Origin of the sequence: Rheinheimera riviphila (assembly GCF_004005945.1) — a bacterium.
In the GTDB taxonomy this organism is placed as follows: domain Bacteria; phylum Pseudomonadota; class Gammaproteobacteria; order Enterobacterales; family Alteromonadaceae; genus Pararheinheimera; species Pararheinheimera riviphila.
Genome location: NZ_SACS01000001.1, coordinates 56,532 through 71,452 on the forward strand (window position 1 = coordinate 56,532; position 14,921 = coordinate 71,452).

General features: G+C 50.1%; 10 protein-coding genes. 8 read left to right on the forward strand and 2 right to left on the reverse strand.

Annotated features, from left to right (window positions below; translation table 11 throughout):
* Window positions 1–6: 6 nt before the first annotated feature.
* The 3 genes from EOE67_RS00260 (at window position 7) to EOE67_RS00270 (ending at window position 2,234) form a co-directional block, all read left to right on the forward strand.
* Window positions 7–498: an FKBP-type peptidyl-prolyl cis-trans isomerase gene (locus tag EOE67_RS00260; RefSeq protein WP_127697065.1), complete on the forward strand. Its 492-nt coding sequence runs from the start codon at window positions 7–9 to the stop codon at window positions 496–498.
* Between the two features lie 129 nt (window positions 499–627).
* Window positions 628–1,656 carry a DUF2804 domain-containing protein gene (locus EOE67_RS00265; protein WP_127697066.1) on the forward strand — a complete coding sequence of 343 codons (1,029 nt, stop codon included), beginning with the start codon at window positions 628–630 and terminating at the stop codon, window positions 1,654–1,656.
* Window positions 1,657–1,718: 62 nt separating this feature from the next.
* Window positions 1,719–2,234: a CreA family protein gene (locus tag EOE67_RS00270; protein ID WP_127697067.1), complete on the forward strand. Its 516-nt coding sequence runs from the start codon at window positions 1,719–1,721 to the stop codon at window positions 2,232–2,234.
* 121 nt (window positions 2,235–2,355) lie between these two features.
* Here EOE67_RS00270 and EOE67_RS00275 read toward each other — a convergent pair whose 3' ends face one another.
* Both EOE67_RS00275 and EOE67_RS00280 read right to left on the reverse strand, forming a co-directional pair.
* The gene (locus tag EOE67_RS00275; RefSeq protein ID WP_127697068.1) at window positions 2,356–5,913 is read right to left on the reverse strand and encodes an ABC transporter permease/M1 family aminopeptidase; all 3,558 of its coding nucleotides are present in this window, start codon (window positions 5,911–5,913) and stop codon (window positions 2,356–2,358) included.
* A 10-nt stretch (window positions 5,914–5,923) separates the two neighbouring features.
* Window positions 5,924–6,805 (reverse strand): ABC transporter ATP-binding protein, encoded by an 882-nt coding sequence (locus EOE67_RS00280; protein WP_127697069.1) that lies wholly within the window; start codon window positions 6,803–6,805, stop codon window positions 5,924–5,926.
* Window positions 6,806–7,046: 241 nt separating this feature from the next.
* Between EOE67_RS00280 and EOE67_RS00285 the strand changes: the two genes are divergently transcribed.
* The 5 genes from EOE67_RS00285 (at window position 7,047) to EOE67_RS00305 (ending at window position 14,768) form a co-directional block, all read left to right on the forward strand.
* On the forward strand, window positions 7,047–8,429 hold the full coding sequence (locus tag EOE67_RS00285; RefSeq protein ID WP_127697070.1) for a sigma-54-dependent transcriptional regulator: 1,383 nt from the start codon (window positions 7,047–7,049) through the stop codon (window positions 8,427–8,429).
* A gap of 1 nt (window position 8,430) precedes the next feature.
* Window positions 8,431–9,741, forward strand: a complete 1,311-nt coding sequence (locus EOE67_RS00290; protein WP_164852170.1) for a sensor histidine kinase — start codon at window positions 8,431–8,433, stop codon at window positions 9,739–9,741.
* Window positions 9,742–9,938: 197 nt separating this feature from the next.
* Window positions 9,939–11,186 (forward strand): HlyD family secretion protein, encoded by a 1,248-nt coding sequence (locus EOE67_RS00295; RefSeq protein ID WP_127697072.1) that lies wholly within the window; start codon window positions 9,939–9,941, stop codon window positions 11,184–11,186.
* Window positions 11,187–11,215: 29 nt separating this feature from the next.
* Entirely contained in the window at window positions 11,216–11,968 is a 753-nt protein-coding gene (locus tag EOE67_RS00300) for an ABC transporter ATP-binding protein (RefSeq protein WP_127697073.1), read from the forward strand.
* A gap of 286 nt (window positions 11,969–12,254) precedes the next feature.
* On the forward strand, window positions 12,255–14,768 hold the full coding sequence (locus EOE67_RS00305; protein WP_127697074.1) for an ABC transporter permease: 2,514 nt from the start codon (window positions 12,255–12,257) through the stop codon (window positions 14,766–14,768).
* The last annotated feature ends 153 nt before the right edge of the window (window positions 14,769–14,921 follow it).

The following is a 14,921-nucleotide window of genomic DNA, read 5'->3' on the forward strand; positions in this document are numbered from 1 at the left end:
GTTTGCATGACCATTCAATCCGACAAAGTCGTTGCCATGCACTATAGCGTCAGCGACGCTGCAGGCAACGAACTCGACAGCTCTTTTGGCGGCGAGCCATTGGTATTTATTCACGGTAGCGGTTCGCTGATCATTGGCCTGGAAAATGCCCTGGTTGGCAAACAAGCCGGTGACAAATTCGCAGTGGAAGTGCCAGCGTCAGAAGCTTATGGCGATCGCCATGAAGAACTGACCCAAGCCGTACCACGTCAGCTGTTTGAAGGCATGGAAGTAGAGATCGGCATGCGTTTTCGCGCCGCAGGCCCAGATGGTCGTGAGCAATCGGTGATTGTATTAGACGTCACCGACGACGAAGTGGTGGTGGATGGCAATCACCCGTTATCAGGTATCGATTTAACCTTCGCCGTTGAAATTCTGCTGGTGCGTGACGCCACTGAAGATGAGCTGGCACATGGTCATGCTCATGGTATCGATGGTCATGCTGGCCACGGTCACTAATTAAATCTAAGTTAAAAAGGGGGCGGAGCTAATTATCAATAATTAGCTCCGCCCCCTTTTTATTTGCTACTTGGTCTGACCTGTAAAAACTGTTATAAAATCTGTATTGTTGTCGTCTGAGTCAACCCCATGTCTTTTTGTTATTCGCCCCGCATCAGCCAAACACCACAGCAACTGATTGATCGGTCTGGACAACCGCAGTTTGGCATTTTTGAACAGTCGGTCCCAGAATTGAATTTCGGCCAATTTGATTACCGTACTGTATTGGATAAACCAGCCAGTCAGCTGAGCAGACACTTCGCGCAAAAGCAATTTCAGTTTGTCACTGTTTGCGGTGATGGTTGGCTATTGGCTGTGGCGATCGCTGATATTCGTTATGCCAGTTCCGGTTTTGCTTATTTATATCAAACAGATCATCCAACTTTTGAAAAAGGCCTGCTGTTACCGCTGCAGTTGGGTTGTCAGATGAGCGAGTCCCCCATCGCTGGTGTTGCTAAATTGCATTCAGGGAAAACCAGCTGGAGCATCGAGCCTGGCAGCGATCACTGGCAATTAACCATCGATTGTGGTCCATTACAAGCCAGGCTTCAGTTTGATAAAAACCAGCAACCGCCTTTAGCTTTATGCGCACCGACGGGCTACCAGGGTTTTACTTACACTGAAAAAAACAATGCACTGGCGGTTTCAGGTCAACTAAGTTTGGCGGGTAAAAACTTCCCGCTCGAGCAAGCCCGAGCTGGTTATGATTTCTCGGCTGGATTTATGCGCCGGCAGACTAATTGGCGCTGGGCGTCGATCAATTCGGTGCATGAAGGCAAAGCCTTTGGCCTGAATCTGGCGGCCGGTGTCAATGAAACCGGCCTCTGTGAAAATGCGATGTGGTTTGATGGGGATATTCAACATCTAAGCCCGGCACAGTTCAGGTTTGACCGCTATAACCAACAGAGTCGCTGGCAGGTAAGCACTTTATGTGATGAACTGGAGCTTGAATTCACGCCGTTGTTTTGCCGGCAGGAAAAAGTGCAGGCGGGTTTACTGGCCAGTAATTTCCGTCAATATGTCGGGCATTATCAAGGTGAAATTCGCTTGCGTGATGGCCAGGTGCTAAAGCTCAACCAATGCCTGGGTTTGGCGGAAGATCATTACGCCAAATGGTAATAGATTCAACCTAACTTATTGTTTAATATATTTTTAACCCGAATAATTACAAGGAGTAGCCGATGAAAATATCAACCCGTGCCGGAATCAGCAGCAAGACTGCACTATTGCCAGTTGCCGCTGTGTTTGCCCTGCTGCTCAGTGGCTGTTCACCAAAAGAAGTCGGCGATGTCAGTCTCGGCCTTTTTACCACCAAAGATATTAAAATTCAGACCTTTAACGACCCGGCCATTGCTGGTGTGACCTGCCATATCAGCCATGTTGAAGCCAATCTCGATTTAGCTGATCCATCTGATATGGCGATAGCCTGCCGCCAGACCGGCGAAATCACTGCCGCGATGCTGAGTAAAATTGATAAATCCAAATCCGGGGAAGTGATTTTTTCCACTTCAAAAAGCATCTTGTTTAAGCACCTGAAAATTCGTCGGATTTTTGATGCTGACAATAAAACTTTGGTGTATTTGTCTTATTCCACCAAAGAAAGTGCCGGTAGTGACAAACACTCGCTGACCACGGTACCGCTGTGGGGCAGTCAGGCGTGGCAAGAGCTGGAGCAGGCGACAGCCGTCACCAAATAACAGCCTGTTTTCACTGGTTCCGACGGCCGCAGGCTCAAACGACGAATGAGCTAAACACAACCTACAAAAAAGCCGGTATTGCTTGCGCGCTACCGGCTTTTTTCATTCATCGACGACCCAATTACAACTTGTAAATATTGTCGGCAGCGTCGCGGTCAATCAGCTTAATCAACGGATCTACCCCAACAAACTTCGCCTCTTTACTGACAATAATCTCCAGTTTGTTTTCGCCACTTTTCAGCAGATGTTTCTGGTTATACAGCTGCTTCGGCTGCTCGGCGAACTCATCCGGGTCTTGATCAAACACCCCAATGTCAATCAGTTCCGACAAGGGTTGTTCAGTTTCGACACCTTTACCATCGGCGGTCAGTTTCGCCGCATGAATGGTCAGCGTCAGTTTCAGCTGGCCGTCCGACAACTCCTCGCGCTTCACGTCTTTTAGGCGCAAATCAAATAGCGTGATATTGACAAACAAATCGTCAATAAAGGCCTGATCCTGCGCGTTGACACCGGCTTTTAAGTGGCGAACCAAATCCAACGTGGTTGGATAAGGCGTTTGTTTATACTGGAATTCCTGCAAAAAGTTTTTGAGGTTCTGGTCCAGCACCGTAACGCCCAACCGGTCTTTCAGTGACATCATCACCACTGAGCCTTTGCGGTAATGGATATAACCCTGATTTTCAGCACGTAACAATGGCATTTCTTCCACTTGCTCGCCGCCCCGATCCCGCAGGTAACGGTCCAGCTCATACTTCAGGAATTTACGCAGTTTTACTTCGCCATACTTGCGTTCCATCACCCGTAGCGCGCTGTATTGCGCCAGCGTTTCCGGAATGACTGCACTACCCTGCACATTAGCGCTGCCGACCTGATGACCCCACCACTGATGCGCCATTTCATGTGCGGTCACGTAATAAGGCATGTCAATTTCGTCGTCATCGCGCAAATCGCTGATAAAGCCAATTTGCTCGGAAAAAGGCACGGTATTGGCAAAAGCCTGGGCAAAACTGCGATAACCAGGGAACTCGATGATCCGTAACTGCCGATGCTGGTAAGGGCCAAAAGCACTGTTAAAGTAGTCAAGCGAGTCTTTGAGCGACATCAGCATCCGGTCGACGTTCCAGTGGTGATCCGGATGGTAATACACTTCCATCGACACGCCCTGATACAGCTCTTTTTTCACCGCCAGCCTTGCAGATAAGAATGAATAGAAGTTAAACATCGGCTTATCCATCTTGTAATGGAAATATTTCCTGCCATTTTCCAGCCATTCTTTTTGCAGATAACCTGGCGCAATCGCGATTTGATCCGGTGCTGTCGACACCGTCATTTCGAACTGAATAAAGTCTTCGCCACGGCCAAAACCGCTTTCGTTATAGCGACTGCTGTCTTCAAGTTTAAAAGCACGCTGCACTGGCGCTAAGTCACGTTTGCTGCGCTCATGTCGTGCCTGTAACTCCATGCCAGGCTGATAACCAAACTGCGGCAACAACTCAGAATTGTTGATAAAAGTGCCGTTTTCGACCAAAGCAGTATCAACATTACTATCCACAAAACCCGGAGTCTGCCGTACTAAACTGATCTCAACGTTTGTCACAGCCCCCGGCGCCAATGGCGTCGCAAATTCCAGCCAGGCGGTATTAAATCGAGTGTCCACCGCCGACAAAGTTCCGCCCGGCACTTTAATCGTGACGTCACGGCTATATTGCGGCAAATGTACCAACATTTTGCTGATAGGCAGGCTGAACTTGTTGCTCATTTGCTGCACCACCGTCGCCCGCACCAGCCGTTGTTCCGGTACGATATCGACAGTGGCTTTAACATCAGTCGCGACCAGAATTGGGTCGTCCTGATGTTTTTTCAGCATTTTCTCGTAATCGGCCTGAATATCCATTTGCTGTTCAGCAGTCGAAAACTGGTTTAACACCCTGGTGTTGTAGTAAATCCAGCTACCGGTTCCGACAAACATCACTAAGCCCAGCGCCATCGCCAACTGACCTTTGCGGCCAATTTGATAACGGAATAACCGGCCACGGGTTTGCAGACTTTGCGCCGGTCCGCGCTGATAAAAGCCATAACCCAACACAAACAAGCCCAGTACCAGCCCGGCCCAGTACAGCATGTACCAACTATGGCTTTCTAAGGTCCAACCAAAGCGGTTTAAATCAGAAAATGGTGCCGAGGGTGAGAAGCCAAAATGGTACATCCGATGACTAAAACCCCAGGAATCCAGCACCAGGGTGGTGACAAAATACACCACAAAAATCAGCATCCCGACGTATTTATTTGGGCTCAGCACCTGAATCACAAAGGCAAGAACCACCAGCATCATCGACGGCAATAGCTGGAAATAACCAAGTCGGATCAGATACTGACTGATATCCAGCGTCTGCATGCCATTCAGTAGTTGGTAGCTCAGCGTGGTTAGCATAAAGACGCCATACAGCACCGCCATCAACAACCAGACCGCCGTCAGTTTGGATAACCAAAACACCATATTTGACACCGGCAGACTGTCGACGATGTCGCCAATACCGGCAGAACGTTCACGCCAGACCACCTCGGCACAATAATAAATGGTGATGATGATAAACAATAAACCGGTTGATTCGGTGATCACGTCCACCATGGTTTGAGTCAAAGGCCAATCGGCAGTACCGTAAAATCCTTGTGGATCAATCAGCGGTGCAATCAGATTAAAAATGCAGAACAAACCGAGAATAATAAACGGCATGCTGAAAAATACCTGACGCATTTCAAAGCCGGTACGCAGTACAAACTGTTGCCAGAACGAGGATTGTCCGGCGGCAGTTTTCAGCACCGACAATGCAAATTCCGGCGCCACCAGCGCTGCTTTAGCTTTTTTGCCAGCCGCTTTAGCCGCCAGCGTTAATTGGCCAAACATCCCGCCAAAAGCCACTATCAGCACTACACCAACACTGATCCAAATCAGCCGGTTGTAGAGCACAACACCGCTGAAACTCATCAACTGGCTGTTTTTGTCGTGGATAGTCCAATAACGGGCCACGTCGGCAAAGGTGCGCAGGCCAAACGGGTCCAATAATGCCGCCAAAGTACGGTAAGCAGGTTCACGACTGAAATTACCGGCGATCACATAAAGCACAAATACCGCCACGGCCACCAGATACATCGCCATCATCGAACGGAATTTGTTGGCAATGGCAAAAAACAGCGCCGACAACACAAACAAGGTCGGCAGCGAAAACATCAAAAATGCCTGGATATAATACGCCAAAACCGTTGGACCAAAGCGTTCCTGATCGACCCATGGCATTAGCGATCCAATCAAAGTCCCCAGCGGCACAAAAGCAAATACCAACGCGACGACAGCATAAGAACCGATAAACCGACCCAGTTGATATTGCCAGCTGACCAGCGGTTTGCTGTACACCAGCTCCTCCATTTGACTGGCATTGTTGCGAAGTGCGGTACTGCCGACAAAGTTCACCACCAGAAACATCGAAAAAATCGACATCACCAGCAATGTCTGACTAATGGCAAAAGGGCCATTACCCCAGACTTCACCACCACCGCCGATCTGCACAGATTCGGAGGAAGCAGCAAAAAACGTCATTAAAAAGAACAACAGGGACGTCACATAAAACGATGGCTGGCGCAGGTAATAACGCCATTCAAAGCGGATAAGTTGCCAAAGCATGGTGAATTCCTCAGGCTGACTGCCGCTGACGTGAATTAAACAAGGTGGAGAAATACACGTCTTCCAGCCCGGCCGGCGTCGCGTCAAACCCTTGCGGTTGCGATATGGCGAACACGTTCAGCACAGTGCGACCTGCAAACAAGCGTTTGGAAATCACTGGTAATTGTTGCTCCAGCTCAACCGCTTCCGCTTGCGACACCGTTTTACTCCAGACCTGGCCTTGCAGCTCGTCTACCAGTTTTAATGGCTCGCCTTGTAGTAAAATTTGCCCACCGGCCAACACGGCCATTTGAGGACAAAGTTCAGCCACGTCATCAACGATATGGGTGGATAAAATAATCACTTTTTCTTCGCCCAGACTCACCAGTAAATTGTGAAATCTGTTGCGTTCTTCCGGATCCAGACCGGCGGTAGGTTCATCGACGATCAACAGTTTCGGATCGCCCAGCAACGCCTGCGCGATACCAAAACGCTGGCGCATCCCACCAGAGAAGCTGCTGACCGCTTTGTCTTTATGTTGAAATAAGTTGGTATGGGCCAATAACGCATTCACCGTTTCATGACGGGATTTTTTCTCAGCTAAGCCTTTAAGCACCGCCAGATGATCAAGTAAATCAAAAGCGCTGATCCTTGGATAAACATTAAAATCTTGTGGCAGATAACCCAGAGTGCGGCGCAGCGCATTCGGGTTTTGTAACACATCAATACCATCAAAATTGATGGTGCCGGTATCGGCGCTTTGTAAGGTGGCGATGGTGCGCATCAGGCTGGATTTACCGGCGCCATTCGGGCCTAACAGCCCGTACATGCCTTTGGGAATATTCAGGCTGACATCGGCCAATGCTTTAACGCCATTGCCGTAAGTTTTCGATAGGTTTTTGATTTCTAACATGCTTCTTCCTGGCTGCTGTTTGAAGTGATGACAAAAAATATGCTGTATGGTCAAAAATGCCGACCGCAACTCGCGCACAAGTCACGACTGAATTTCACCTGATAGCAGAATGCCAGAGCGGCGTGAAATCACCAAAGCAAAATATTTACAAAGTATTTCAGTTTGTTTCAAAAGTGGCAGTCTTTGCTTGAGTCAAGACCCGGAGCGCGATTAAGATACTTTGCAAACACAAGGGGTGCGAATGACCAAGCCACTGATTTTATTGATAGAAGACAATCGAGAAGTACGACTGAGTGCGCGTTTTATTCTTGAGGATCATGGCTTTAGCATCACGGAGCTGGAAAGCCCGACACAGGCAATTGAGTATCTACAAACGCAGTCTGCTGCTTTAATTTTGCTTGATATGAATTTTGCGCTGGATACCACTTCAGGCGAAGAAGGATTACGTTTTCTACGCTGGTTGCAACAGCAGCCGCACAATATTCCGGTCGTCGCGATGACGGCTTGGTCCAATACACAGCTTGTAGTGCAGGCAATGCAGCTAGGCGCTGGCGACTTTATCGAAAAACCCTGGCAAAACCAGCGCTTGGTGCAAGTGATTTCGCAGCAGCTTAAGCTCAAAGAATTGCAGCAAAAAAACCAGCAGTTAAGCTCAGCCCTTCACGATAACGAACCCGAGTTGGTGTGGCAAAGTGCCACCATGCAACGGCTGATGCAGCAATTACAGGCCGTAGCCACCAGCGACGCTCATATTCTGCTGACCGGTGAAAATGGCACTGGCAAAAGTCAGCTGGCGCAGTTTATTCATCGCCATTCTGGCCGCAAAGCTGCGCCTTTAATCAGCGTCAATATGGGGGCCATTCCGGAAACCTTGTTTGAAAGTGAGATGTTCGGCCATAAAAAAGGGGCGTTTACTGACGCCAAAGAACAGCGCATTGGCCGTTTTACGCTGGCACAAGGTGGCTCGTTATTTCTGGACGAAATCGCCAGTTTGCCGTTGCCACAACAAGCCAAATTATTACGGGTGCTGGAATCGGGGCATTACGAAGTGCTGGGTTCTAGTGTCACTGAACAAAGTGATGTACGGTTACTGAGCGCCAGTAATGGCAACTTCACGCAGCTCATCAGCGATGGGTTGTTTCGACAAGATTTGTACTACCGTTTGAATACACTGGAGTTTCGGGTGCCGGCACTACGGGAACGGCCGGAGGATATTGTGCCGCTGGTGCGGTTTTTCCTGCAAAAGCATGGCCTGCGTTATCAGAAAACGGCGTTGCGGTTATCGCCTGCCGCCGAAAAACAACTGCAAGCCTATGGCTGGCCCGGCAATATCCGCGAATTAAGCCATCTGATCGAACGCGCGGTGTTGTTGTGTCAGGATACGGTGATTGAACCTGCGGATCTGGCGTTGCCAAAGCAGGTGAGTGCAATGTCCGCGAACGAACACGATACGCAGCAACTGCCGATGATGACGTTGGAACAAGCAGAATTACAGTTGGTTCGCCAGGCTTTAGGTCACTGTCAGGGCAATAAACAAAAAACCGCTGATCTGCTGGGTATTACTAAATCGTCCTTGTATCGCAGACTGGAAAAGTATGGCCTGGAGCAATATGGCGCCGAGTGATATGGACAAGAGTAAAATGGCCAAGAGCTTTAAAACTTTGTCTTTTCACTCGCTGGAAGCCAGCAGCCGATGGCACTCTTTGCTACTGCTGGTGGTAAGCTGCTCGCTGGCGTTGCTGGCAAGTTGGACCTGGCCGCACTGGTGGATTTGGCTCGCGGCAACCCTGCTGCTGTTTCTGCTCAATCGCCAGCAATATCTAGCCCGAAAACGCTTATTAGCCGCCTTTAATCGCGCCAGCGTACAGCTGGAAGCCTTGCAGAATCAGGATTACAGCTTACAGGCCAAACCAGCGTTTCAAACTGGCATCGCCGCGACTTTTCAAAGTCAATTGCAACAACTTGGCGAGCAATTGCAACAACGGAAAAGTTTTTTCGATGAACAGCAGTTTTTACTGTACCGGCTGATCGACCAGCTGAATACACCGATCTTAGTCTTTGATCACAAACAACAACTTAGCTACGCCAACAGTGAATTTAACCATTTATTTGGCCGACCTTGGCAGAGTTTGCGCCATGCCTCGGCGGCGTTACTGGGGCTTTCCAGCGAACCGAACTGGCATTTTGTTGACCAAAGCCGCCAACGACAATGGCAAATCCGCCATAGCCGTTTTTTGGACCAAGGTCAGCGCCATCAATTATTGGTGTTTATCAATATTCAGGCGGCACTACGCGAAACCGAACTACAGGCCTGGCAACAGCTGATCCGGGTGCTCAGTCATGAAATTCGTAACTCGTTAACACCGGTGTTGGCGTTATCTGAGTATCTGAAAAGCAAACTGCCGGCTGGGCGGGAACAGGAAGCTCTGGACGTCATTAGCCAGCGCAGCCAACACTTGCAAGATTTTGTTGGCCGTTATAGCGAGCTGAACAAACCGCTACTAGTCCAGCTCCAGCAGCTGCAGGCCAGCCGATTGGTGACGGCATTGCAATTGTTATTCAAGGAACAGCAGCTCCAAGCAAAAGGCGAAGACTTGGAGTTTTGCAGCGATGGCATGCTGCTGCAACAGGTGCTGATTAATCTGCTGAAAAACGCTATTGAAGCCGGTAGCCCAAGCGGCACTATTGAGCTGTCGTTCCGCCAGCTAGATAGCAGTATTGAAATCTGTCTGCTGGATCAAGGACAGGGTATTGCCAATCCACAAGATTTATTCGTCCCCTTTTATAGTACTAAACCAACTGGTCAAGGCATTGGGTTAGTGCTATGTCAGCAAATCATCGAACAAATCGGCGGCCAATTGCACCTTAGTAACAGAACCGACGGCAAAACCGGCGCCTGCGCCCGGATCTTGCTTTCGCGTCCGGTTTCGGATTAGGCCGTCCGAAATCGGACGGTTCGGCACTTCACCATGAAGCCAACCCGAATATACCCTTAAATATCAATGAATTAACTTATGGCATAAGCCTTGCTATTTTTAGTGAGTTAGCGAGAACGCAGTGTTCTGACCATTGTTTCAAACGCCAGAGTCAGACTGCGCATTGATTTTCTATTTAGAAATAAAGGTTTAACCAGATGGACGTACAAAAAACCAAAGCAACATCAGCCTGGAAAAAGCCATGGGTGTTGCTGGTCGCCGCAGGCTCGCTGGTGCTGGTTGGCACTTTAGTCGCATCCCCTACCCACCGCTACAAAATTGAAAAATCCCAACTGTTATTTGGTGAAGTCAAACGCGGTGATTTACAGGTAACGGTCGATGGTTATGGTGTACTGCGCTCAGACAAGCAAAAGCTAATCAGTGCGTTGTCAGCTGCGACTGTCGAAGAAGTAGTGTTAAAACCAGGCGCTGTCGTCAAAGCGGACGATGTGATTTTGCGGTTGAGCGACCCGGAATTGCTACAAGATATCGAAGCCGCCAGTATGGCGACCAGTCAGGAGCGCGCCAATTTACGCCGCCAACAACTGACCAATCAACGCGAATATCTGACCGAAGAAGGCCGTTTTGCTGAACTCAACGCCAACTATCAGATGGTTGCCCTGCGCCATACCGCGGAGGAAGATATGGCGAAAAAAGGCATTGTGTCGCAACTGAGTTTTCAAACCACGGTGCTGCAAAAAGCCCAACTGGCAGAGCAAGTCACACTGCAAAAAAACCGGTTAAAACAGTTACAGTTGGTGAATCAGGAAGCGCTGACCATTTCGCAGGAGCAACTGAATCAGGCGATTGCCCGCGAGTCACAACTACGGCAACGGCTGGAACGGCTGACGGTACGTGCCGGTATTGCAGGTGTGTTACAGCGGCTGCCGGTTGAGCTTGGCCAAAGCGTCACCGCCGGGCAGGAACTGGCGCTGGTCGGCAGTACCGCCGATTTAGTCGCGTTGGTGCGGGTGTCGCAAAGTAAAGCTGAACAAATTCAACCGGGGCAAAAAGCCCGCATTAATACCAGACGCGAACAAGCCGACGCTATTGTCAGCCGGGTCACGCCACAAGTGGTTGAAGGCACCATCGAAGTAGAACTGCAGTTCACCGAAGCAGTGCCGACCTCCGCGCGGCCGGAACTAAACATCGACGCGCAGATTTTCACGGCAGCGCTCAGCGATACGCTGTACGTCGAGCGGCCGGTCAATTTACAAAGCCACAGCGCCGGTTCGTTATTTAAGCTTTCCGCTGATGGCCAGAATTTAACTGCCACTTCACTGCAATTTGGCGAAGAAGCCGGTCGTTTTTTACAAATCCAGCAAGGTGCTGCGGTGGGTGAACAGCTGGTGCTGTCCGATATGACGCTGTACCGCGATGCTGACAGCATCCATCTGTTGCAATAATTTGCTTCACATTTTCCAAAGGAATGATCATGCGCGAACAAAAAATCAATATGCAAGGCATCACCAAAGTCTACGCCACTGACGAAATGGAAACCCATGCTTTGCGCGGTATCGATTTGGCGATTTATGCCGGCGATTTTGTGTCGATTTGCGGCCCGTCCGGCTGTGGTAAATCCACTTTATTGTCCTTGTTGGGACTGCTGGATATGCCAAGCGGTGGCAGTTATCAGATTGAAGGTAAAGAAGTCAGTGGTCTTAGCCTTAGCGAAGCGGCCTATATCCGCAATGAAAAAATTGGTTTTATCTTTCAGTCATTTAACTTAATTGACGAACTGACAGTGTTTGACAATGTGGCTTTGCCTTTACGTTATCGCCGCCAAACTGTGCCTAAAGCCGAGCTGGAAGCGCGGGTGATGGCCTGCCTGAAAACCGTGGATATGACACATAGAGCCGGCCATCGACCAAACCAGCTTTCGGGTGGTCAGCAACAACGCATTGCCATCGCCCGCGCGTTGGTCGGCTCGCCTGCCCTGCTACTGGTCGATGAACCAACCGGTAACCTCGATTCCAGAAATGGCGACGCGGTGATGGATATGTTGTGTGAGCTCAATAATAACGGCACCACGCTGTGTATGGTGACGCACGACCCACGTTACGCCGATATGGCCAGTCGTAAATTGCATTTACTGGATGGTCGCATTCTGGATGCCGATGGCACGCCGTTACAGCAAACTTCACGGCCTGAACCAACGATCCCGCCATTACTGCAGGTCGCACCATGATTGTCGGCTATCACCTATGGCTGCTGCATAGCCTGTTATTGCCAACAGTGTTGCTGGCTGCGGCGATGTTGTGGCCGACGCCAAATGATCTATACCCAAAATCATTGAAGATTCGGGTAGGCGACGAAGGAGCGAGACCCCAGGAGCATAGTAGTCCTATGTGACTGGGGCGAGCGACTGAAGACAACAACCCCGAATATTCAAGGATGAAGGGTATAAACGAAACTGAGATTTTGACAAAAGGATGAACCAATGATGTCCATCTATACATTACAAGGACAATAAGATGCTGCGTTTTTCACTTTATCCCTGGTTTCAGACGGCATCACTTTTGCTGCGCCGCCAGCAGTTGTATGCGCTGACCATTATTTTAACCCTTGGCCTGACGCTAGGTGCATTGGTTGCCACTTTTAATCTGAATTATCAGCTATTTATGGCACCGTTACCCTACCCAGATGCCGAGCGGCTGCAGTTAGTGCGCGGTAGTCAATGGCAGCAAGACAAACAGGTCGCCGCCGAATGGCTGCCGGCGCAAGGGCAGCTGGATGTTTACCGCCAAAACTGGCCGGAAGTAGAAAGCAAAGCGCTGCACAATATCGGGATTGATGTAGCACAAAATCTGCCCGGCAACCCGTCCTTTAACGTCGGTTATATCACCCCGGAATTTTTGCCGATGTTTGACGCGCCACTGGCGCTTGGCCGCCACTTCAGCCCAAATGAAGGGTTGGACAGCCAGGTGCCGGTAGCGGTGCTGAGTTATCAGGTCTGGCAACAGCATTTTGCGGGCGATCCGGCGGTGCTTGGCAAAACCCTGCAATTTCGCGGCGTGTCTTTTACCGTGGTTGGCGTGCTCGCTGAGCGTTTTGTCGAGCCGGTATTGGCCGCGCCTGGCTGGTCGACCGATCTTTGGCTTAGCTACGACTTTCACGATGTCGGTACGCCCAACTGGAGTTTTAGCAGCAATCAAATCCATCTGCTACTGAAACTCAAAGCTGACGCCAATCCACAGCAACTAGCACATAGTTTTGAACAATGGGCGGCACCGGAATTTGCAGCAGCCAATCAGAGCAACGCTTTTCTGAAAAATAGCACTGTGCGCTGGCGTCTTGAGCCGGTGCGCAGCCGGATTTTGGGCGACGCTGCAGGTCTTAGTCTGAGCTTATTGGCGGGCAGTTTACTGCTGTGCGCTATTGCCATTGCCAATATTGCCAATCTGGTGCTTGGACGGGCGATGGCGCAGCAAAGATCACTGACTATACGCATTGCGCTGGGTGCGCGTGCGTCGCATCTGTTTCGCCAATATTTGCTGGAATTTTCAGTGCTGGCCATTCCGGCTTTGCTGCTGTGCCTGAGTGTGGCAGAGGCTTGTTATCAGAGTTTACAGGCAGGTTATGCCGGGCCTTTGCCACGGTTGCAGGAACTAGGCAGTGGCACTTTCAGTGTGCTATTTGCGATTGGCCTGTTGATTGTACTTTGCCTGACGCTGGCGCTGTGGCTGACCCGACAGCTGAATTACCGCCAGCTGCAACAAAGTCTGCAGCAAAGTGGTAAAGGTTCGGCAGTGCAAGTATCCGGACGCACCCGCCAATTGCTATTGATGTCGCAAACGCTGTTTTGTTTGGTCACGTTGATTTATTGCAGCCAGATTTTTGTGCAGGCGCTGGCCAAATTACGCCAGCCGTCCGGGCTTGATTTACAAACCTATCAGGTGGCACTGACCCAAGGATCGTTACTGGCAAGTTCGCAAAATGAAGAGCGTCGGCAGTTGTTTGTACAAGCCGCTGAAGCGGTAAAAGCGCAAAGCAACGCACAACTGGTTGGTATCGGTGGTTACCCGCCAATCTCCTTCTGGCAAGCCGGGTTTCCCATGACATCGGTCAGCCAGCACGCCGATCAATCCGCACCTGCCCCAACTTATCGGTATAACGGTGACGCTGCATATCTGACTGCACTCGGACTTACCTTGCAAAGTGGCGAGACATTCAGTCCGCAACAAGTACAAAATCAGGAAAGCGTGGTGTTGATCAGCCAAAGTCTGGCCCGGCGGCTGGCGGCAGATTTGAGTACAGGTGTGAGTGCTGGTGTTGATACCACAGGCAATGATCCCATTCGTACCATGCTGGACAAACCGTTGTACCTGCGCGGCGCCACCTCGCCAAGCCGGATCATTGGTGTAGTCAGCGATCTAACCCTGCCCGGTCAAGCCGATAGCGCCGCGGTTTACACCCCAGCGACACCAACAGCCTTTCCACATTTGCTGGTCAGGTTGCCCGATGGCCAAAGCCTCAGCCGTGAGCTGGTGAATCAGGCGTTGGCGCAAGTGCATCCACAACTCAAAGTTTTCCGTTTTCACGCCAGTGCTGAAATTTTTGCCAGCCATACCCAGGATGCCAAAGTGGCAACAGTGGTCACCGCCGGTTTGTCGTTACTGGCGTTAGCACTGGCTGGCCTTGGCATTTTTGCGGTTATTCGCACGCAAATTCAGTTACGCCAATATGAACTAGCAGTGCGCCAATCACTGGGTGCACGGCCGAAGCATTTGCTGCAGCTAACGTTACTAGACAGTTTAAAGCCTTTGTTATGGGCGGTGTTGGTGCTGGTTGTTAGTTATAGCGCTTTGCAACTGAGTCTGAATTTTGGGTGGGTCTTTGGTTTTGCAGAGCAGCTAAAAATAGCCCCGCTGAATGCGATATTAGCGCTATTGACGGTGCTGCTGCTCACAACGCTGATTGTTGTTGGCTGCATGCGGCCGTTATTAACCCGGCCGGTGGTTCACGCATTGCGTGGTTCGACTATGTAACCAGTGCTGAAAGTGCGAAGTCGTCTGACCAACGACTTCGTGAAAATTGCCCCAGCCAAAACTTATGCATAGAATGGACATAATCAAAACAAGGAAATTAAAGCAAGGAAATCAAGCTGATGAATGATTGCGTTTTCAAATTTTCACTGCATA

Coding starts and splice junctions, on each gene's coding strand:
- EOE67_RS00260 (WP_127697065.1), top strand. CDS start 7: ATGACCATTCAATCCGACAAAGTCGTTGCCATGCACTATAGCGTCAGC.
- EOE67_RS00265 (WP_127697066.1), top strand. CDS start 628: ATGTCTTTTTGTTATTCGCCCCGCATCAGCCAAACACCACAGCAACTG.
- EOE67_RS00270 (WP_127697067.1), top strand. CDS start 1,719: ATGAAAATATCAACCCGTGCCGGAATCAGCAGCAAGACTGCACTATTG.
- EOE67_RS00275 (WP_127697068.1), bottom strand. CDS start 5,913: ATGCTTTGGCAACTTATCCGCTTTGAATGGCGTTATTACCTGCGCCAG.
- EOE67_RS00280 (WP_127697069.1), bottom strand. CDS start 6,805: ATGTTAGAAATCAAAAACCTATCGAAAACTTACGGCAATGGCGTTAAA.
- EOE67_RS00285 (WP_127697070.1), top strand. CDS start 7,047: ATGACCAAGCCACTGATTTTATTGATAGAAGACAATCGAGAAGTACGA.
- EOE67_RS00290 (WP_164852170.1), top strand. CDS start 8,431: ATGGACAAGAGTAAAATGGCCAAGAGCTTTAAAACTTTGTCTTTTCAC.
- EOE67_RS00295 (WP_127697072.1), top strand. CDS start 9,939: ATGGACGTACAAAAAACCAAAGCAACATCAGCCTGGAAAAAGCCATGG.
- EOE67_RS00300 (WP_127697073.1), top strand. CDS start 11,216: ATGCGCGAACAAAAAATCAATATGCAAGGCATCACCAAAGTCTACGCC.
- EOE67_RS00305 (WP_127697074.1), top strand. CDS start 12,255: ATGCTGCGTTTTTCACTTTATCCCTGGTTTCAGACGGCATCACTTTTG.